Raw genomic sequence first — 18,496 nt, 5'->3', positions numbered from 1 at the left:
GTAGACAGTGTCTACCTCCTCCTGGTAGACACTGTCTACATGACCGACGAAGACCTCCGCGCCCGCCTGGTGGCCACCGGGGCCGAGCTGCTCGCGCAGCAAGGGCCGCAGGCGCTGACCCTCCGTGAGATCGCCCGCCGCGCGGGGGTCTCGCACGGCGCCCCGCGCCGCCACTTCCCCAGCCACCTCGCCCTGCTCTCGGCCATCGCCCGGCGCGGCTTCACCGACCTGGCCGCCCGGCTCGACCGGGCTCCGGCGGGCGCCCCGCGCGAGCAGCTCGCCGAACTGGCCCGGATCTACCTGGAGTTCGCCGCCGAGCAGCCCGGCATGTACGAGCTGATGTTCCGCCACGACCTGCTGGAGAGCGGCGAGCTGGGCCTGCGGGAGACCAGCATGCCGCTCTTCGCCCGCCTCGGCGCCCTGATCGCGGCGGTCCGCCCCGACGCCGATCCCACCGTGGCGGCCGGAGCGTTCTGGGCGAACCTGCACGGGCTGGCCCAGCTCCACCGCTGGGGCAGCCTCCAACTCGCCACCGGCAGCGGGGAGATCGGCCCCCTGCTGGCCGCCGCCCTGGACGCCCACCTCGGCCCGGCCGCCGCATGACGACCCTCACCGCCTCCGCCCCGACCCAGAGCGTGAGCCGCCGTCAGCGGCGGCTGGTCCTCACCGGGAGCATCACCGGCGCGGCCGTGGTCGCCCTGGACGGCACCGTGCTGACCGTGGCCCAGCCCACCCTCCAGCGCGACCTGTCCGCCTCCTTCGCGCAGACCCAGTGGACCAGCACCGCCTACCTGATCGCGGTCACCTCCCTGCTGGTCTTCGCCGGACGCCTCGGCGACCGGTACGGCCAGCGGCAGGTCTTCGCGGTCGGCGCCCTCGGCTTCGGCGCCACCTCCGCCGCCATCGGCTGCGCCCCGTCGATCGGCTGGGTGATCGCCCTGCGCGCCGCCCAGGGCGTCTTCGGCGCGCTGCTGCAGCCCGCCACCCTCGGCCTGCTCCGCGCCGCCTACCCGCCGGACCGGCTCGGCACGCCGATCGCCGTCCGCACCGCCGCGATCGGCCTCGCCGCCGCGGCCGGGCCGGTGGTCGGCGGCGCGCTGACCACCCAACTCGGCTGGCGCGCCGTGTTCTTCCTCGGTGTGGCCCCCGCCCTCGCGATCGGCCTGCTCGCCCTGGCCGTCCGGCTCCCCGCCCCGCCCACGCCGCCGGGCGCCCGCCCCGGCCTCGACCTGCCGGGCGCCGCCCTGCTCGCCCTCACCCTGGCGGGCCTGGTCCAGACCCTGACCGGCCTCCCCCACCCCGGCCCGGCCGCCCCCGCGCTCACCGCCCTGGCCGCCCTCCTGCTGCTGCGCCACGAGCGCCGCGCCGCGCACCCGCTGCTCCCGGCGGCCCTGCTGCGCACGGCACCCACCGCCCCCGCGCTGGCCATCCTGGTCAGCGCCTCCGCCGCCACGTTCGGCGCCCTCTTCCTGACCACCTACCTGCTCCAGGACACCCTCGGCCTCTCCGCCCTGGACGGCGGCCTGCGCGGCCTCCCCCTCGCGCTGGCCATGGTCGGCGCCGCCCCGGCCGCCGCCGCCCTGATGCGCCGTCACGGCCCGCGCCGCACCGCCGCCCCCGGCCTGCTGCTGATCGCCCTCGGCATCCTGCCGCTCTCCCGGCTGTCGCCCGGCGACCCCTGGTACGGCAGCGGGCTCGGCTTCCTGCTGCTGGGCGCGGGCTTCGGCACCGTGATGGTCACCGGCACCGCCGTCGTGGTCCGCCGCGCCGCCGTCGCGGACGCCGGCATCGCGGGCGGCCTCCAGCAGACCGCGATGAACCTCGGCCCCGTCCTCGGCATCGCCGCCGCCACCACCCTCACCACCCTCGGCCTCTCCCCCACCACCGCCGTCCTCGCCCTGGCCGGTATCACAGCGGCCGCCCTCCCCCTCACCAGGGGCCTCCCCGCAGCCTGACCCCGGGGCGGGCCGGAGCATGCCAGCCGTCGCGCCGACCGACCCGCGCCGCCTTCCGCGGTCTTCCGCGGTCTTCCGTCGTCCACAGGGACCGACCGGCGGCGCCGGGCCCGCTGACGCGGTTTCAGGCCGCCACGGCCACGGTCTCGGCCTGCTCGGTCTGCCCCGCCTGCCCCGCCTGCCCCGCCTGCCCGGCTGTCCGGCGCCGGGCCGCGACCAGGCCGACCACCGCGAGGCCGAGACCGGCCCACAGCGCGAGGGTGAGCAGCGGGCGGCCGATCGCCGCACCGTCGAAGAAGGCCACCGAGCGCAGGGCCGATCCGGCGGCCCCGGGCGGGAGTTGGGCTCCGATCACCCGGGCCGCGCCGGGCAGCATCTCGGGGGCCGAGGTGATGCCGGAGAAGGCGTTGCCGACCAGCACCATCAACAGCGCGGTGATCCCGATCCCCGGCATGCCGACCAGCGAGGCCAGCCCGGCCGCGGTGGCGCCGACCGCGAGCGCGGTGAGCCCGAACACCCCCGCCTCCGCGAGCCAGTTCCCGCCCAGTGCGCCCAGCCAGGCGTGGCTGACGGCCACCGCCACCAGCCCGGTCAGCGCGGCCGCGCCGAGCAGCCCGGCGATCGCCGCCGCACCGCGCAGCCGAAGCACCGTCACCAGCGCCCCGGCGGCGATCCCGGCCAGCACCAGCGGCAGCAGCCCGGCCCCGAGCACCGCACCGCGCGGATCGGCCGCCGGGGCGGGCACCATGTCGGTCACCTTCGCCCGTCCGCCGCTCGCGCCCTGGAGCAGCTGGGCCACCACCGGGCCGGCCGCCGAGGCGGTGTACAGCTCGGGGCCCTGCGGCCCCACCACCAGCGCGCCGTAGACCTCGCGCTGCTCGACCGCGGCCCGGGCGGCCGCCCCGTCGGCGTACTCGTGGATCTCGAACGCGCCTTGCTGGTGGGCCAGTTGCTGCTTCACCTCGGCCGTGGCGGCGGCCGGCCCGGCCACGCCGACCGGCAGGTCGCGCGGGGCCAGGCGGGCGGCCGGCCAGGCGAAGGCCCAGAGCGCGAAGGCCACCAGCAGGGGTACGGCGAGGCAGACGACGGCGATCCGACGTGGGGTCGGCGGCAGGTCGGCGGACATGAGTGGTCCCCGTTCTCGTTCGTTCTCGTTCGCGGACTAAAAAGAAGGATCGTTCGTTTTGCTAGACCCACTCTCGGGCGACCCCGGCTCGGTTGTCAAGAAGGAATGTTCGTTCTATGGTGACCACCATGGCCCGCGTATCCCAGGCACACCTCGACGCCCGCCGCCGCCAGATCCTCGACGGCGCCGTCCGCTGCTTCTCCCGCAACGGGTTCCACGCGACCTCGATGCAGGACGTGCTGCGCGAGAGCGGGCTCTCCGCCGGGGCGGTGTACCGGTACTTCGCGAGCAAGGACGAGATCATCCGGGCCATCGCCGAGGAGGTGGTGGGCACCATCCGCTCCGCCTACGCCGAGGCCGCCGCCACCACCCCCCGGCCCACCCCGGACGTGCTGCTCTCCACCGTGCTGGACCGGGTCTTCCGGATGACCGCCGGCGGCGACGACCCGCTGACCTCCACCCGGCTGATCCTCCAGGTCTGGGCCGAGACCCCGCGCAACGCGGACCTGGCCGCGGCCCTGCGCTCCGGCTTCGCCGCCCTGCACGAGCTCTGGTCCGGCCTGGTCCGGGACTACCAGGACGACGGCCAACTCCCCGCCGAGGTCCCGGCCGCCGACATCGCCCGCGTCCTGATCGCCACCGCGCAGGGCCTGATCGCCCAGCAGGCGCTCTTCGGCGACGTCGACACCACCACGGTCCGCACCGCCCTGCGCGCCGTCCTCCGCCCGACCACTCCCCCTCCGCCGCGCTAGTGCCGTGCCCGTCTCCTTGGTGGGGGCTGTCCGCTGTCGCACCCCTGCGCGATGCTGACGGGATGAAGCTGCCCCGCGTCCTCTGCCCGGAGCCGTCCTGCTCCCGCCAGGTGGCCCTGATGCCCCTGGCCACCCGCGCCGGCTACGGCGTCGTGCACGACCACAAGCTGCACAGCCGCTCGCTGACGCTCTGCCCCGGGTCGATGGCGCACGTCCCGCTGTCCGAGGCCGCCGCACTCCAGGAGCAGCTCCCGCTGGACGGCCTGCCGCCCGCCCAACCCGCCGACCAGCAGCCGCTGTTCGACTGAACACCCCGCCCTCGATCGGGTGGCCGACGGCCCCACCCCGCCACCGGCGGCCCGCGATACTCGTTGATCGTTCGTGCAGCTACCTCTGGCCGAACACCTGAAGACGCTCACCCACGGCATCGTCTGGACGTGCGCGTTCACCACCGACACCGCCGGACGCCCCGTCATGCTCAAGTCCGTCTACGACCCCGAGGTCTGGCAGTTCGGCGGCGGCAACGTCGACCACGGCGAGTACCCGTGGGAGAGCACCGTCCGCGAGGTCCGCGAGGAGACCGGCCACACCCTGCGCGGCGAGCCCAGGCTGCTCGGCGTCATCTTCCAGGCCCCGGCGGAGGGTTGGCCCGCCAAGGTGGGCCTCGCCTTCGACGGCGGCCTGCTGACGGCGGACCAGGTCGACGCCCTGGTCCTCGACCCGGCCGAACACACCGAGGTCCGCGTGCACGCCCTGGGCGACTGGCGGCGGATCCTCACCCCGGCCCGCTACGCCCTGGTCGCCGCCCTCGCCACGGCCCGCCGCACCGGCACCGCCCAGTACCTCACCGCCTGAGCGTTCACCTTCGGCCCATTGCAACGACCTACGAGCTGACGTTGCGTTAGCCAGCACCCTCGTTGCAATGATTTACCGCAATTGACCTGCCAGTTTGCCACTTCCATGCAACTTCACGCTTGCCCGAACCGTGACTGCAACGTAGCGTTTGCGATGTCAGAAAACGCCAGCGACACAGGGACGGACCACCGTGAACACCTTCACCGCCACCATGAACATCGCCTCCGGCCACATCCGGATCGTCACCACCGACCGCACCGACGCCACCGTCCGGGTCCTCCCGGCCGACCCGGGCAGCAGCCGCGACGTCAAGGCCGCCGAGCTGACCGTGGTCGAGCAGCGGGACGGCACCCTCCGCATCCAGACCCCCGAGTCGGCCAACCGGGCCTTCGGCCCCTCGGGTTCGGTCGAGGTCGCCGTCGAACTCCCCACCGGCGCCCGGGTGCTGGCCGAGATCGCGGACGGCGGGCTGCACTCCGCCGGCCACCTCGGCGAGGTCACCTTCACCGGCGCCCACGGCACCGTCGAACTCGACGGGACCGCCGCCGCCCGCATCACCCTCCAGGCCGGGGACATCCGGCTCGGCGCCCTGACCGGAGACGCCGAACTCACCACCGCCAAGGGCGACATCACCGTCACCACCGCCCCCGGCAGCTCCGCCGTCCTGGACGCCTCCACCTCCTACGGCCGCGTCGTCAACGCCCTGCGCAACGACGGCGACCGTGCCCTCACCATCCGCGCCACCACCGCCCACGGCGACATCACCGCCCGCGCCCTCTGAACCCCCTCCCCCCTCAACACCCCACCCCTGCAAGGAGCACAGCACCATGTCCGACCAGCTCACCACCGCCCACCGCGCCGAACTCCGGGCCGCCATCCAGAAGATCGCCGCCTCCGGCTGGGCCGGGATCCAGGTGCGGGTGAACGACCCGCACGGCGAATGGACCGGCAGCGCCGGCGTCCGCGCGCTCGGTTCCGACGCACCGCCACCGGCCGACGGCCACCTCCGGATAGGCAGCAACACCAAGACCTTCACCGCGACCCTGGTCCTGCTGCTGGTCGCCGACGGCCTGCTCGGCCTGGACGACCCGGTCGACGACCACCTGCCCGGGTACGGGCTGGACCGCCGGATCACGGTGCGGATGGTGCTCCAGCACACCAGCGGCCTGTTCAACCACACCGGCGAGTACTACGAGGACGGCACCACCGCCCCCGGCATCCCCTGGCAGGGCCAGGAGTGGGTGGACAACCTCCTCCTCACCTACCGGCCCGAGGAGCTGCTCCGCCTGTCCCTCTCCAAGCCGGCCCGGTTCGAGCCCGGCACGGACTGGAACTACTCCAACACCAACTACGTGCTGGCCCGCCTGCTGGTCGAGCGGGTGACCGGCCGCCCGTACGCCGAGGAGATGCACCTCCGCCTCCTCGCCCCGCTCGGCCTGACCGGCACCCTGGTCCCCGACGCCTCCCCCGAACTCCCCGAGCCGCACGCGAACGCCTACTACACCTACCAGGACGGCGAGGAGTGGAGGACCGTCGACGTCACCCGCTCCGACCCCTCGTGGATCTCCGCCGCGGGCGACATGATCTCCACCACCCGCGACCTGCACGTCTTCTTCTCCGCCCTGCTCGGCGGCCGCCTCCTCCCCGCCGAGCTGATGGCCGAGATGCGCACCCCGCACACGAAGTTCGCCTACGGCCTGGGCCTGATCGTCGAGGAGACCGAGGCCGGCACCCTCTACACCCACAACGGCGGCTTCTGGGGCTGGGGCACCCTGATGTACGGCTCCCCCGACGGCACCACCACCCTGATCGCCTCGCTCACCACCGGCGACGCCCGCCTCGGCTTCCCCGAGACCGCCGCGGCCTTCACCGAGGTCCAGCGGACGCTGCTCCCGCTGGTCTTCCCCCCGCAGTCCTGATCCCCCCACCCCCACCTCCCCGGCCCCGGGCCGCGCCGAGCCTCCCGCCCGGCGCGGCCCGCCGACGTGTCGCGCCGCACGTCACGTCCGACGCACCGTCAGCCCCCGCTCCCCTCCCGGCGTTCCGCCTCCACCAGCCGCTCCATCACCTTCGCCCGGTACGGATGCCCGGGCTCGATCCGCTCGGCCCACTCCCGGGCCTCCGCCAGCAGCGCCCGCCGCCGCTCCGGCAGTCCGGCCACCCGCTCCGAACCGCTCGCCTCCACCAGCACCCGCGCCAACTTCGACCCGTACGCCTCCGGGTTCACCTCCACCAGCGTCCGGTAGACCCACAGGCCTTCGGTCCCCCGCAGCAGCCTGCGGTCCAGGCTCAGCAGCCTCACCCTGGCCCGCAGTACCCGCGCCTGATCCACCATCACGTCCCCCTTCGTCACCGCACGCCCCAGCGCCGGACCCGACGGGGCCCGGTGGGAAGAGACGTGGAATGCGTCGAGTCTGGGCCCGCGCCACCACCGCGGACAAGCTCGAACCGGGGTGTTCCGGGTCCTACCGGACAGGGCACCCGGAGGGATAGATTGGGGTCGCCTCACGCTCCCCTTCGCAGTCGGAGCACCCCGGTGGCCACGACCCGGGAGGCGGACACATGATCCTCACCACTCGAACACCCCCCCGCTGCCGAGTTGTCATCGCTCTGGTGTATGAATTCTCTGTCGCATTCAAGACGTACACAGTTTTTTTACCTTTTCGAGGGGGACCCATGCGTAAGAGCACGTTCCAGCGTGCCGCCGCGCTCCTGATCGGCGTCGGCGCCGTCCTGGCCACCACCGCACCCGGAGCCGTCGCGGCACCGGCTCCGGCAAAGCCCGGGAAGCCCGCACCGATCACCCGCACCATGCCGAAGGCCCCCGCGGCCAAGGCCGCGAAGTCGGCGCCCTCCACCGCCCAGGCGGCCCCGTCCGCCGCCCAGGCGTCGGCCGAGCCCACCGCCGCGGTGCTGCCGGGCCAGGTCCTCTCCTCCGGCGACAGCGTGCCGGCCGGCAGCACCACCCTCGTGATGCAGCCCGACGGCAACCTGGTGCTCTACCTGGTCGCCTCCAACGGCGCCCGCATCCTCCCCCTGTGGGCCAGCGGCACCTGGACCAGCCCCGGTGCCCGCGCGGTGATGCAGCAGGACGGCAACCTCGTGATCTACCGCAAGGGCGGCGGCGACACCTGGGACAACGCCATCTGGACCAGCAACACCTGGAACCACCCCGGCGCCACCCTGGTGCTCGCCTACGGCGACCTCCTGATCGGCCGTCAGGCCGACCCGCAGCCCCTCTGGGACGCCAACGTCGGCTTCATCCCCACCCTCGTCAACGGCGACTACACCCTCTACCCGTCGGACACCCTCGGCTCCGAGCAGGGCCTGGCGGCCAACAACTGGGTCGAGTCCCGGACCACCATCCTGGTCCAGCAGGGCGACGGCAACCTGGTGCTCTACCGCAAGTCCGACGGCCGGGCCATCTGGGCCAGCGGCACCTGGAACCACCCCGGTTCCATCGCCTACCTGGAGCAGGGCGGCGTCCTCTACGTCGCCGACGACAACACCCTCTACTGGCGCACCTACACCGAGGGCAACCCCGGCGCCTACGCCGTCGCCCAGTCCGACGGCAACTTCGTCCTCTACCGCAAGGGCGGCAACACCTGGGACGCGGCCCTGTGGACCAGCAACACCTGGAACAAGGCCTGACCACCCCCACCCCACGGTGACCTGACACAGTGAAGCCCCCCTGGCCGAGGCCAGGGGGGCTTCACCCGCCTCCGGCAGCGGACGAGTCTGCCTGTACGCCGGGATCCGTCTCCATAGTGCGGGCATCAGATTGCCTCGACCCGAACGAATCCGAGATTCCGCGGGCCCTCGGCCCGGCAGAACACGTCCGAGGCACCGCCGACTTCGGTCTGGAGCAGTTGGTAGGCGGCTCCGTTGAGCGCACCCCACCTCCTCGGCGGCTTCGTCGGTCAGCACCGCGCCGGCCACCAACTCGGCCTTCACGGCGTCCACCTCGTTCGTTTGGGTGTCCAGAAAACAGTCAACACGGCATCATTCGGGCGGACTTGGACGGCTGGTCGCGCACCGCGCTCCAGCGGCACACCCGACAGTGCCTACCTCTCGCCGGCCGGTGGCTCCATCCCTCATCCCGGCACCCTTGACGGGCCGCCAGCTCTGAGCGACGGTGGCCGTCCCGTGAGCGAGAGGGGCGGAATGTACGAGGATTGGCGCACGCTCATGCGCGACGGGCTCCAGCGGGGCCAGGACGAGGTGTACGCGGAGATGAAGAAGACCGCACTCCTACGCGTCTACACCCACAACGTCGTGCCGGGGTTCTTCCAGACCGGCCCCTACATCGACGCCCTCCTCCGGACCATCACGGCCTTCCTCGGAACCCACGACGACGTCGACCAGGCGGTCCCCGCCCGGCTCGCCCGCGCGAGGTTCCTCCACGAGGGCGATCACCGCTTCGAGGTCGTGCTGGAGGAGCAGGTTCTGCGCCACCGGATCGGCGATTCGGCGACGATGGCCAGCCAGCTCCGGCATCTGCTCGTACTCGCTGCGGGCGGCCAACTGGAGGTTGCCCTCCCGGCCGAGGAGTACCGCGAGTCGCTCCCGATGGAGCATCATCCGCTCTACGACCGCCTGATGCGGAGCGCATCCGAGCTTCACCGCACAGGGATGATCGAGTCCGACTCTGCCGCACACATGGCCGGCAGCGAGGTTCTGGTGGGCCTGGTGGACGAGGTGTTCGCCGTCTGGGACGGGCTCCCGGCCAGGGGCTTCGGCGGCACTGCGGATGTCGTGGCCTACGCAGACCGCTGCGGCGTTCCGGTCCGCATCCTGTGGCCCGAGGGCGCTTCTCGGTAAGTTCCCACCGCCACGCCATCGCCACAAGACACCCGGAGCGAGGCCGAAAAAGGGCTCGAACAGGCCGAAGAGCGAGCCTCTTCCGACGATCACGGAAAGGGCCCCTGGTCTGCGAAGATGCAGGTCAGGGGCCTTCCATGAGCTAGGCGGCGGACGAGTCGGCCTGTACGCCGGGTTCTGTCTCCCGGGGTGCTTGCGCGGCCCGGGGAGGCGGTCATCCATCTAGGGCTGCCGTTGCCGACAGCCTCGTGCGGTCTACCCGCGGACTCGGGCGAGCAGCCCTCGTGCATCCGCGCACGGTGCCCGGAGGCACCGATCTTGACCTTGCTCCAGGTGGGGTTTACCTAGCCGGCCGAGTCACCTCGGTCGCTGGTGGTCTCTTACACCACCGTTTCACCCTTACCCCCGACCGGAGTCGGTGGCGGTCTGCTTTCTGTGGCACTGTCCCGCGGGTCACCCCGGGTGGGCGTTACCCACCACCCTGCTCTGTGGAGCCCGGACGTTCCTCGGCGGGCCCCGTAGGGACCCGACGCGACCGCCCGGCCGGCTCGTCCGCCGTAGTGGTCATCGTAGCCGGTCGGGGCGGGCGGTCAGGACAGCGGCACCGTAGGCAGGGCCGCCTCCTGGGCGGCCATCACCTCGTCGCCGTGCTCGAAGGCCCAGGCGCCGATGGCCTCGATGGGGGCCAGCAGGGTCCGGCCGAGGGCGGTGAGGCGGTAGTCGACCCGGGGTGACGGGCCGTCAGGGGGGCGGCGTTCGACCAGGCCGTTGAAGTGGAGGCGGCGCAGGGTCTCGGTGAGGACCTTGGAGCTGATGCCGCCGATCCGTCCGCGCAGCTCGACCGGGCGGGCGGGGCCGTCGCGCAGGGCGTGGAGGACCACCGCGTTCCAGGTGTTGGAGAGCAGGTCGAAGGCCAGTCGGGCACGGCAGTCGGCGAGTCGGTCGTCGGTGGGCACGCACCACATGGTGCCTGGTCGGCTGTCTAGCGTGGTGCTGAACGAGGTGGCGACCAGCGGACAGGGGACGGTAGATGAGGATCGGCGTACTGGGGACGGGCAACATGGCGGACGCGTTGGCGGCGCACTGGGCCAGGGCCGGACACCGGGTGACGGTCGGCGGGCGGGACGTGGGCCGGGCGGAGCGGCTGGCCGGCCGGATCGGGGGCACCGCGGCGGGGCTTCGCGGGGCGGCCGGGGAGGGGGACGCCGTGCTGGTGGCGCTGCCGTTCGGGGCCGGGGCGGAGGTGGTGCGGGAGCTGCGGGCGGAGCTGGCGGGCAAGGTGCTGGTCGACTGCTCCAACCCGGTCGGCCCCGGCTTCCGGCTGCTGACCGAGGGCGGGCCCTCGGCCGCGCGGCTGCTGGCCGCGGCGGCGCCGGAGGCCCGCGTGGTGAAGGCGTTCAACCTCTGCCACCAGGACGTGTGGCGGATGAGGCCGCCGGTGTTCGGGGGGCGTCCGCTGGCCGTGCCGGTCTGCGGGGACGATCGGGCGGCCGTCGAGACGGTGTACGGACTGGTGCGGGACGTGGGGTGCGAGCCCGTGTCGGCGGGCGGGCTGGAACGGGCCGGGCTGCTGGAGGCGACCGCCGCGCTGTTCATCGGGCTCTGGGTCGGGGAGGGGGCCGACGCGCAGGCCGTCGCTCCCCCGCTGGCCTACGCGGCGGGACCGCCCGTGGGCGCCTGAGGGTGTGTCAGGCCGGGGCGAAGCGGACGGTGCGGGCGACGGGGTCGGCGAGGGTGAGCCGGACCTTGAGGCGTTCGCCGAGAGGGAGGGGGCCGGGGCCCTCGCAGCGGCCGACGACGGCGGGCTCGCGGAGCTGGACGGTGCCCTTGGCCGGGTGGCGCTCGTCCACGTCGATGACCACGGCGTCGAAGCGTTCGCCCTCGCGGCCGCGCAGCAGCTCGGCCTCGACCAGGTCGACGCAGGCCCGTTCGATCTCCCGGGCCCGGCGGTCGCCGCTCTCCAACAGGGCGGGCAGTTCCAGGAGTTGGCCGCTCACCCAGGCCGGGGGCTCGGTGCCGCCGGCGATCGCCAGGCAGAGCTCCTGGACGTACCGGTCGCCCAGCCGGCGCAGCGGCGCGGTGCAGTGCGCGTACGGCGCGGCCAGTGCGGCGTGCCCCGGGTCGGCCGGTGGTGCGATGCCCCGGGCGGCGTCGAAGGCGTGGTAGCCGGCGCCGCGCAGCAGGCCGGTGCACTCCTTGAGGAAGGCGGCGTGGTGGGCCCGGGTCGGATCGAGGGAGCGGATCAGGGCGGGGTACGAGGTGCCGGGCGGCCAGTCGACGTCCAGCGCCTTGGCCGTGCGGCGCAGCCGCTCGTACGCGGACTCGGGGGCGGCGGGCAGGGTGCGGAGCAGGCCGATCCCGGCGTCCAGCATCAGCTCGGCGGCGGCCATGCCGGTGAGCAGGGAGATCTGGGCGTTCCAGCCGTCGGCCGGGCGGGGTGCGCGGTAGGTCAGGCGGTAGCCGCCGTCGGCCGGTTCGACCTCCTGCTCGGGGACGGGGAGGCTGACGCCGCCCCGGTCCACCTCGCGCTGTTCGCGCAGGCGGCCGACCTCGGCGAGCAGCCGGAGCTGCTGGTCGGCGGTGCCGCGGTCGACGGCCTCCTGCACGCCCTGGTAGTCGAGGCGGCGGCGGGAGCGGACCTGGGCGCGGCGGACGTCGGCGAGCAGCACCGCGCCGTCGGCGTCGAGGTCGAGCTGCCAGAGCAGGGCGGGGCGCAGCTCGCCGGGGAGCAGGCTGGCGGCGTCCTCGGAGAGCCGGGCCGGGTGGAGCGGGACGCGCAGGTCGGGGAAGTAGAGGGTCTGGGTGCGGCGGTGGGCCTCGGCGTCCACGGCGCCGCCGGGGCGGACGAAGGCGGCGACGTCGGCGATGGCGTAGTGCACCCGGTAGCCGCTGCCGAGCCGGGCCAGGCCCATCGCCTGGTCGAGGTCGCGTGAGCCGGGCGGGTCGACGGTGAACAGCTCCAGGTCGGTGGCGTCGAAGTCGGGCAGCCGCGGCAACCCCGCCGCCCGCTCCGCCTCCGCGGCGGCCTCCGGCGGCCAGTCGCTCGGCAGTTGGAGCCCCTCGCGCAGCCCAGCCAGCTCACGGTTGATCCGCGCGGTGTCGGCGGCCCTGATCCTCAGCTGTTGACGCGGCATGCTCGCAGCGTACGGCGCCGCCGACCTGACGGCCCGTCGGACCGCGCCCGGGGTGGGGGTGAGGGCGAGGGTGAGGCCCGGCGGCTACTCGCCCATGAAGACGACGCGGCGGGGCGCGCCGGTACTCGTGGATGTCGTGGTGGTCGCGGAGCGGCCCGCCGGGACGGCCCGGTCGCGGCCCCAGGCGCGGATCTCCTCGATCCGTTCGGGGTTGGTCCGGCTGAGCGGCGTGGTGTTGGCGAAGGTGTCGAGCACGAACGACGGGAGCGGCTTGGCGGCTCCGCCGTTGAGGTGCACCTCGGCTCCGACCTCGTGCAGGGCGGCCTCGATGTCGGAGCCGGCGAATCCCTCGGAGAGGTCGACGAGCCGGTCCACCTGGTCCGGGTCGGGCTCGGTCTTGACGTACCTGCGGTAGTAGAGCTCGATGATCTCCTTGCGGTCCTGGGCCGCGGGCAGGTCCACCAGCCCGGCGGCCCGGGCCGGCGTCGGGAGCTTCAGCTCACGCAGCCGCACCAGGCCGACTCGCCGCAACTCCCTTACCTCCCTCAGAACTGACGCGTGGTCGGGCAGGTCGCTGTCCAGCATGCCCGCAAGGATCGCGCCGGGCCGACGGCACCGACAAGCCGGATCCGCCCTCCCATCGAACCACCCCGCCCGGGCGGCTCCGGGTCGCTTTCCGGGCGCACCCTGGCCACCCACCGCCCAGCAGCCCGAGGACGGCGGAACGGTGGGTGGCCACGCTGTGGCAGCGTCGCGGTCTCGGTCCCCGCTGCGGTCGCGCTCCTCGGGCAGGCGCGGCCGTCGTGGTCGGGCGGAGACTGGTCGGGTGGAGTCGGTGAGGCGTAGGCGGCACGGGGGTGCGCTGCGGCGGGTGCGCGGCAACCAGGGTGAGGAGCTGCGGCGGGCGGCGGGTGCGCTGTGGCGGGGCGGGCGGGGTGAGGAGGCCGGGCGGGTGGGGCGGCGGGCGGCGGAGTTGCTGTCGGGCGTGGCGGCGGCGCGGGCGTACCTGGACCTCGCGGAGGCGGCCGGTGCCGCGCAGGATCGGGCGGCGGTGGAGGAGTGGGCCCGGCTGGCGGTCGCGGCGGACGGGCGGGTGGCGGCGCGGGCCCGTTGGCAGCTGGCGCTGGCCGGGGTGGCGGCCGGGGGCGACGGGTGGGACGAGGTCGAGGCGGGCCTGACGGCCGGGGACGTGGCGGAGGCGGAGGCAGCCCGGATGGGAGTGGCGGCCGGGGAGGTCGCGCTGCTGCACCGCGATCCGGCCCGGGCCGGGCGGATCGTCGAGCGGACGGCGGCGCTCTGCCGGAGGCACGGGCTGGGGGCGGAACTGCTGCTGGTGGAGGCAGAGTTGACGCACCTTCGGCTGCTGCAAGGCCGCTGGCGCGAGGCTGCGGAGCCGGCGGACGGGGCGCTGCGCGGGCCCCGGCTGCCGCTGCACGCACGGGTGCGGGCGCTCCAGGTGTCGGCCACCGTCCGGGCCAGGCGCGGGGAGCCGGGGGTGTGGGTGCGGTTGGACGAGGCGGTGGCGGCGGCCGATCCGGTGGACCTGCGGCTGCTGGGCCCGGTGTGGGAGGCGCGGGCGGAGGCGGCCTGGCTGGGCGGGGACGAGGAGCGGGCGGCGGCGGAGGCCCGGCACGGGCTGGCGATGACCGGCGGGCGGTGCGACCCCTGGCTGTCCGGGGCGCTGGCCGTCTGGGTGCGGCGCAGCGGAGGGCGGGTGCCGCCGGTCCGGGCGGCCGGGCCGTTCGCGGCGGAGCTGGCCGGCGGCCGAGCTGCGGCGGTGACGGCCTGGGAGCGGCTCGGCGGCCCGTACGAGGCGGCGGTGGTCCGGCTGGGCGGTGACGCGGCGGAGGCCCGACGGGCGCTGGCCGCCTTCGAGGCCTCGGGGGCGCGTGCGGCGGCCTTCCGCGCCCGGGCCCGCCTACGGGCGCTCGGCGCGCACGACCTGGTCGAGGCACCGGCCGAGTTCCCGCCTCCGGGTGCGCGTCCCGCCCGGAGCTGACGGCGAGGGCGACCGTCCGGCACGGGGGTTCCCGGTGGGACCGTACAGTTGCAGGGTTCGCTGCCACAGACTGTTGAAGGGTGTCGCCGTGCTGGTGCTGTTGCCGCCGTCGGAGGGGAAGGCCGCTGCGGAGGCCGGGGTGCCGCTGGAGTTGGGCGTGCTTTCGCTGCCCGGGCTGACGGCGGGGCGGCGGGCGGTGCTGGACGCGCTGGTCGGGCTCTGCCGGGGGGACGAGGAGACGGCGCGGGAGGTGCTCGGGCTGAGCGAGGGGCTGCGCGGGGAGGTGGCGAAGAACGCCGGGCTGCTGACGGCGGGTGCGCTGCTGGCCGGCGAGGTGTACACGGGGGTGCTGTTCGACGCGCTGGGGCTGGCGAAGCTGGACGAGGCGGCGTACGCGCTGGCCGAGCGTTCGCTGCTGGTCTTCTCGGGGCTGTGGGGTGCGGTGCGGATCGGTGACCGGATCCCGCCGTACCGCTGCTCGATGGGCGTCAAGCTGCCGCCGCTGGGGGCGCTCGGAGCGTACTGGCGGCGCGAGATGGCGCAGGTGCTGCCGGAGGCGGCGGCCGAGGGGCTGGTGCTGGACCTGCGCAGTTCGGCGTACGCGGCGGCGTGGAAGCCGGCCGGGGCGGTGGCGGCCCGGACCACGACCGTGCGGGTGCTCCAGGAGCGTGAGGTGAACGGGGAGTTGAAGCGCTCGGTGGTGAGCCACTTCAACAAGGCCACCAAGGGCCGGATGGTCCGCGACCTGCTGAACGCGGGTCAGGAACCCGCCTCCCCGGGCGAGTTGGTGGATGCGCTGACCGGCCTCGGCTACCGGATCGAGGTGCTGGCGGAGGGCACCGCGCGCAAGGCGTGGCAGCTCGACGTGGTGGTCACCGAGATCCACTGAGCAGACGTGCCGAAGGGGGGTGGGGCCCGCGGGCCCCACCCCCCTTCACCTGCCTCAGCGCAGGTGCGAGGTGTCGTTCAGCAGCCGGAGCGAGGCGTTGCCGTCCGCGTAGTACTGGACGACGCAGAGCGAGGCGGCCGAGAGCTCCATCCGGTAGAGCGCGTCCGGCGGGGCGCCCAGGGCCAGCCGGACCAGGGTCTTGATCGGGCTGACGTGCGAGACGACCAGCACGGTCTTGCCGGAGTAGCGGGCCAGGATCTTGTCCCGGGCCGTGCCCACCCGGTGGGTGAGGGTGGTGAAGCTCTCGGTGGAGCCGGTCGGCTTGGCCTTGGCGGAGCCGAGCCAGGCGGTCAGGTCGTCCGGGTACTGCTCCTGGGTCTCGGCGAAGGTGAGGCCCTCCCAGGCGCCGAAGTCCAGCTCGCGCAGGCCGTCCTCGATCCGCACGTCCTGTCCGAGCCGGGTCGCGACCGTCTCGGCGGTCTGCCGGGTGCGCAGCATCGGCGAGCTGACCACGGCCTGGACGGTGCCGCGCGCGGCCAGTGCCTCGGCGGCCCGCTCGGCCTGCCAGCGGCCCTTCTCGGAGAGCGCCGGGTCGCTGCCGCCGCTGCCGGAGAAGCGCTTCTCCGGGGTGAGCGGGGTCTCGCCGTGCCGGAGCAGGACGAAGGTGGTCGGCGTGCCGAGGTCGGCGGGGGCGGCCCAGCCGGCCCGGGGGGCGGCGGGCTCGGGCAGCGGCTCGTCCGCGGGCGCGGTGCCGGTGACCGGGGCGGCGGCGGACGGGCGGGACTTGGGCTCCCACTGGCGTCCGGCCTTGCCCGCGTCCATCGCCTCGTTGGCCAGCCGGTCCGCGTCCTTGTTCCGCTCGCGCGGGATCCAGCTGTAGTTGACCTGGGCCCGGGGCAGCACGGTGGCGGCCTCGGCGGCCAGCGGCCGCATGTCGGGGTGCTTGATCTTCCAGCGGCCGGACATCTGCTCGACCACCAGCTTGGAGTCCATCCGGACGTCCACCCTGGCTTCGGGGTCGAGCTCGGCGGCGGCCCGCAGGCCGGCGATCAGGCCCTTGTACTCGGCCACGTTGTTGGTGGCGTGCCCGATGTACTCGGCGGCCTCGGCGATGATCTGGCCGGTGTCGCCGTCCCGGACCACCGCGCCGTACCCGGCGGGGCCCGGGTTGCCCCGGGAGCCGCCGTCGGCCTCGACGATGAACCTGCGCCCCGTCACCGGATCAGACGCCCGACTCGCCGGTGCGGACCAGGATGCGGCCGCAGTTGTCGCAGCGGACCACGGCGTCGGCGGCCTCGGCCTTGATGGCGTTGAGGTCGGCGGCGGCGAACTCGACCCGGCAGCCCTCGCAGCGGCGCTGGAACAGGCGGGCCGCGCCGACGCCGCCCTGCTGCTCGCGCAGGCGGGTGTAGAGCTTGATCAGGTCGGCCGGGATGACCTGGGCGACGGCGTCGCGGTCCCGCTGGACCTTCTCGGCCTCGGCGTCGATCTCGGCGAAGGACGCGTCGCGGCGGCCCTCGGCCTCGGTGAGCACCACGGTGGAGTGGTCCAGACGGGCCGTCAGCTCGGTGACCCGGGTCTGCGAGGAGTCCATCCGCTCCATCACCTCGAGGACGACGTCCTCCAGGTCGGCCTGACGCTTCGCCAGCGACTCGTTCTCGTGCTGGAGGTTCTCCAGGTCACGCGGGGAACCGGTGCCGGAGTCCAGACGCTGCTGGTTGCGGGCGGAGCGGGCGCGGACCTGCTCGACGTCCTGCTCGGCCTTGGTCTGCTCGCGCTCGGTGTCGCCGAGCTGGGCCTGGGCGGCGATCACCAGGTCCTTGAGGGCGGTGTGGTCGGCGGTGGCCCTGTCGATCTCGGCGTGCTCGGGCAGGCTGCGGCGACGGTGGGCCAGCTGGTCGAGCTTGGAGTCGAAGGCCTGGAGGTCGAGCAGGCGGATCTGGTCGGCGGGCGCGGCGTTCACTGCGGGGGCTCCTGTTGGTCTGTCAGCTGGCGGCCGTCGGTGCGGCCAAGGTCTTCGGTGCGGCGCCGGGTCCGGCGGGCAGGGCGGGTACGGCGTGTGCGGCGGCGGGTAGGCGTGTGCGGCGGTCAGGGCGCCATGGGGGCGTGCGCGGTCCACGGGTCGGTGACCAGGTGCGAGACCTTGGTCTCCAGGGTCCAGCCGTGGCCGGCCGCAGCCTCGGCGAGGCCGCGCTCGGCCAGCCGCAGCCAGGGCCACTCGGTGGCCCAGTGCGCGGCGTCCACCAGGGCGACCGGGGCGGCCTCGACCGCCTCGGAGACCGGGTGGTGCCGCAGGTCGGCGGTGACGTAGGCGTCCACCCCGGCGGCCCGGACCTCGGCGAGGAAGCTGTCGCCGGAACCGCCGCAGACCGCGACCCGGGTGATCACCCGGTCGCCGTCCCCGGCGACCCGGACCCCGGTGGCGGTGGCCGGCAGCCCGGCCGCCACCCGCGCGGCGAACTCGGTCAGGGTGAGCGGGGGCTCCAGCACGCCGATCCGTCCGCTGCCGCGCCGGCCCTTCGGGTCGGTCGGGTCCGGGACGATCGGGCCGAGTACCCGCAGGCCGACGGCCTCGGCCAGCGCGTCGGAGACGCCCGGGTCGGCGTGGTCGGCGTTGGTGTGCGCGACGTGCAGGCCGATGCCGGCCCGGATCAGGGTGTGCACCACCCGGCCCTTGAAGCCGGTGGCGGCGACGCTGGTGGTGCCGCGCAGGTAGAGGGGATGGTGGGTGACCACCAGGTCCGCGCCCCACTCGACGGCCTCGTCCACCACGGCCTGGACCGGGTCGACGGCGAACAGCACCCGGCGGACCTCGGCCTCCGGATCCCCGCAGACCAGTCCGACGGCGTCCCAGGACTCCGCCCAGCTGGGCGGGTACAGCTCTTCGAGCGCGTTGATGACCTCGGACAGTTTCGGCACCTGTCGAGACTACCGTGCGCGGCCGCCTCCCCGGCCCGTCGGGTGC

Annotated in this window: 20 protein-coding genes, 1 other RNA gene and 1 pseudogene; 12 read left to right on the top strand and 10 right to left on the bottom strand. The window is 74.4% G+C overall.

Annotation, left to right across the window (positions count from 1 at the left end):
* The first annotated feature begins 39 nt into the window (after positions 1-39).
* Together ACZ6ZR_RS16420 and ACZ6ZR_RS16415 are read left to right on the top strand one after the other, a co-directional pair.
* Complete coding sequence (locus ACZ6ZR_RS16420; RefSeq protein ID WP_465642791.1) at positions 40-603, top strand: TetR/AcrR family transcriptional regulator; 564 nt, start codon at positions 40-42, stop codon at positions 601-603.
* Positions 600-1,955, top strand: coding sequence for an MFS transporter (locus tag ACZ6ZR_RS16415; protein WP_465642790.1), 1,356 nt, complete (start codon positions 600-602; stop codon positions 1,953-1,955). The genes ACZ6ZR_RS16420 and ACZ6ZR_RS16415 overlap by 4 nt, the downstream gene beginning before the upstream one ends.
* 124 nt (positions 1,956-2,079) lie before the next feature.
* On the opposite strand, the gene ACZ6ZR_RS16410 is transcribed toward ACZ6ZR_RS16415, so the two are convergent.
* Positions 2,080-3,069, bottom strand: coding sequence for an ABC transporter permease (locus ACZ6ZR_RS16410; RefSeq protein ID WP_465642953.1), 990 nt, complete (start codon positions 3,067-3,069; stop codon positions 2,080-2,082).
* 140 nt (positions 3,070-3,209) lie between these two features.
* Between ACZ6ZR_RS16410 and ACZ6ZR_RS16405 the strand changes: the two genes are divergently transcribed.
* From ACZ6ZR_RS16405 to ACZ6ZR_RS16385, 5 genes are all read left to right on the top strand, one after another.
* Entirely contained in the window at positions 3,210-3,833 is a 624-nt protein-coding gene (locus ACZ6ZR_RS16405; RefSeq protein WP_465642789.1) for a TetR/AcrR family transcriptional regulator, read from the top strand.
* A gap of 62 nt (positions 3,834-3,895) precedes the next feature.
* Positions 3,896-4,141 carry a hypothetical protein gene (locus ACZ6ZR_RS16400; RefSeq protein WP_465642788.1) on the top strand — a complete coding sequence of 82 codons (246 nt, stop codon included), beginning with the start codon at positions 3,896-3,898 and terminating at the stop codon, positions 4,139-4,141.
* Between the two features lie 73 nt (positions 4,142-4,214).
* Positions 4,215-4,688: an NUDIX domain-containing protein gene (locus ACZ6ZR_RS16395; RefSeq protein ID WP_465642787.1), complete on the top strand. Its 474-nt coding sequence runs from the start codon at positions 4,215-4,217 to the stop codon at positions 4,686-4,688.
* A gap of 190 nt (positions 4,689-4,878) precedes the next feature.
* Positions 4,879-5,469, top strand: coding sequence for a DUF4097 family beta strand repeat-containing protein (locus tag ACZ6ZR_RS16390; RefSeq protein WP_465642786.1), 591 nt, complete (start codon positions 4,879-4,881; stop codon positions 5,467-5,469).
* Between the two features lie 46 nt (positions 5,470-5,515).
* Positions 5,516-6,607, top strand: a complete 1,092-nt coding sequence (locus ACZ6ZR_RS16385) for a serine hydrolase domain-containing protein (RefSeq protein WP_465642785.1) — start codon at positions 5,516-5,518, stop codon at positions 6,605-6,607.
* Between the two features lie 98 nt (positions 6,608-6,705).
* Here ACZ6ZR_RS16385 and ACZ6ZR_RS16380 read toward each other — a convergent pair whose 3' ends face one another.
* Positions 6,706-7,023 carry a hypothetical protein gene (locus tag ACZ6ZR_RS16380; RefSeq protein WP_465642784.1) on the bottom strand — a complete coding sequence of 106 codons (318 nt, stop codon included), beginning with the start codon at positions 7,021-7,023 and terminating at the stop codon, positions 6,706-6,708.
* Positions 7,024-7,364: 341 nt separating this feature from the next.
* Here ACZ6ZR_RS16380 and ACZ6ZR_RS16375 point away from each other — a divergent pair, with 341 nt between their 5' ends.
* Positions 7,365-8,339 (top strand): hypothetical protein, encoded by a 975-nt coding sequence (locus tag ACZ6ZR_RS16375; protein WP_465642783.1) that lies wholly within the window; start codon positions 7,365-7,367, stop codon positions 8,337-8,339.
* Between the two features lie 125 nt (positions 8,340-8,464).
* On the opposite strand, the pseudogene ACZ6ZR_RS16370 reads toward ACZ6ZR_RS16375, so the two are convergent.
* Positions 8,465-8,587, bottom strand: a pseudogene (locus ACZ6ZR_RS16370) (GNAT family N-acetyltransferase); the annotation flags it as partial.
* A gap of 265 nt (positions 8,588-8,852) precedes the next feature.
* Between ACZ6ZR_RS16370 and ACZ6ZR_RS16365 the strand changes: the two are divergent.
* Entirely contained in the window at positions 8,853-9,509 is a 657-nt protein-coding gene (locus tag ACZ6ZR_RS16365; protein WP_465642951.1) for a Scr1 family TA system antitoxin-like transcriptional regulator, read from the top strand.
* Positions 9,510-9,659: 150 nt separating this feature from the next.
* On the opposite strand, the gene rnpB is transcribed toward ACZ6ZR_RS16365, so the two are convergent.
* Together rnpB and ACZ6ZR_RS16355 are read right to left on the bottom strand one after the other, a co-directional pair.
* Positions 9,660-10,060, bottom strand: an RNA gene (gene rnpB / locus ACZ6ZR_RS16360) — RNase P RNA component class A.
* A gap of 39 nt (positions 10,061-10,099) precedes the next feature.
* Positions 10,100-10,465: a winged helix-turn-helix transcriptional regulator gene (locus ACZ6ZR_RS16355; RefSeq protein WP_465642782.1), complete on the bottom strand. Its 366-nt coding sequence runs from the start codon at positions 10,463-10,465 to the stop codon at positions 10,100-10,102.
* Between the two features lie 74 nt (positions 10,466-10,539).
* Here ACZ6ZR_RS16355 and ACZ6ZR_RS16350 point away from each other — a divergent pair, with 74 nt between their 5' ends.
* Positions 10,540-11,190: an NADPH-dependent F420 reductase gene (locus ACZ6ZR_RS16350; RefSeq protein WP_465642781.1), complete on the top strand. Its 651-nt coding sequence runs from the start codon at positions 10,540-10,542 to the stop codon at positions 11,188-11,190.
* Positions 11,191-11,197: 7 nt separating this feature from the next.
* Here the strand turns inward: ACZ6ZR_RS16350 and ACZ6ZR_RS16345 are convergent, their stop codons facing one another.
* Both ACZ6ZR_RS16345 and ACZ6ZR_RS16340 read right to left on the bottom strand, forming a co-directional pair.
* Positions 11,198-12,643 carry an RNB domain-containing ribonuclease gene (locus ACZ6ZR_RS16345; protein ID WP_465642780.1) on the bottom strand — a complete coding sequence of 482 codons (1,446 nt, stop codon included), beginning with the start codon at positions 12,641-12,643 and terminating at the stop codon, positions 11,198-11,200.
* Between the two features lie 84 nt (positions 12,644-12,727).
* Positions 12,728-13,228 (bottom strand): hypothetical protein, encoded by a 501-nt coding sequence (locus tag ACZ6ZR_RS16340; protein WP_465642779.1) that lies wholly within the window; start codon positions 13,226-13,228, stop codon positions 12,728-12,730.
* 286 nt (positions 13,229-13,514) lie between these two features.
* Here ACZ6ZR_RS16340 and ACZ6ZR_RS16335 point away from each other — a divergent pair, with 286 nt between their 5' ends.
* Positions 13,515-14,642 (top strand): hypothetical protein, encoded by a 1,128-nt coding sequence (locus tag ACZ6ZR_RS16335; RefSeq protein WP_465642778.1) that lies wholly within the window; start codon positions 13,515-13,517, stop codon positions 14,640-14,642.
* Positions 14,643-14,730: 88 nt separating this feature from the next.
* Entirely contained in the window at positions 14,731-15,531 is an 801-nt protein-coding gene (gene yaaA, locus ACZ6ZR_RS16330) for a peroxide stress protein YaaA (protein ID WP_465642777.1), read from the top strand.
* 54 nt (positions 15,532-15,585) lie between these two features.
* Here the strand turns inward: yaaA and ACZ6ZR_RS16325 are convergent, their stop codons facing one another.
* The 3 genes from ACZ6ZR_RS16325 to ACZ6ZR_RS16315 all read right to left on the bottom strand — a co-directional run bounded on the left by ACZ6ZR_RS16325 (position 15,586) and on the right by ACZ6ZR_RS16315 (position 18,450).
* Positions 15,586-16,749: a bifunctional RNase H/acid phosphatase gene (locus ACZ6ZR_RS16325; RefSeq protein ID WP_465642776.1), complete on the bottom strand. Its 1,164-nt coding sequence runs from the start codon at positions 16,747-16,749 to the stop codon at positions 15,586-15,588.
* 4 nt (positions 16,750-16,753) lie between these two features.
* The gene (locus ACZ6ZR_RS16320) at positions 16,754-17,494 is read right to left on the bottom strand and encodes a zinc ribbon domain-containing protein (protein ID WP_465642775.1); all 741 of its coding nucleotides are present in this window, start codon (positions 17,492-17,494) and stop codon (positions 16,754-16,756) included.
* A 125-nt stretch (positions 17,495-17,619) separates the two neighbouring features.
* Positions 17,620-18,450, bottom strand: a complete 831-nt coding sequence (locus tag ACZ6ZR_RS16315; RefSeq protein WP_465642774.1) for a Nif3-like dinuclear metal center hexameric protein — start codon at positions 18,448-18,450, stop codon at positions 17,620-17,622.
* Positions 18,451-18,496 lie beyond the last annotated feature (46 nt).

It is taken from the genome of Kitasatospora sp. NPDC088742 (assembly GCF_055584905.1).
The sequence above is the reverse complement of the archived record's forward strand: the minus strand, read 5'-3'. Positions and strand labels throughout refer to the sequence as shown.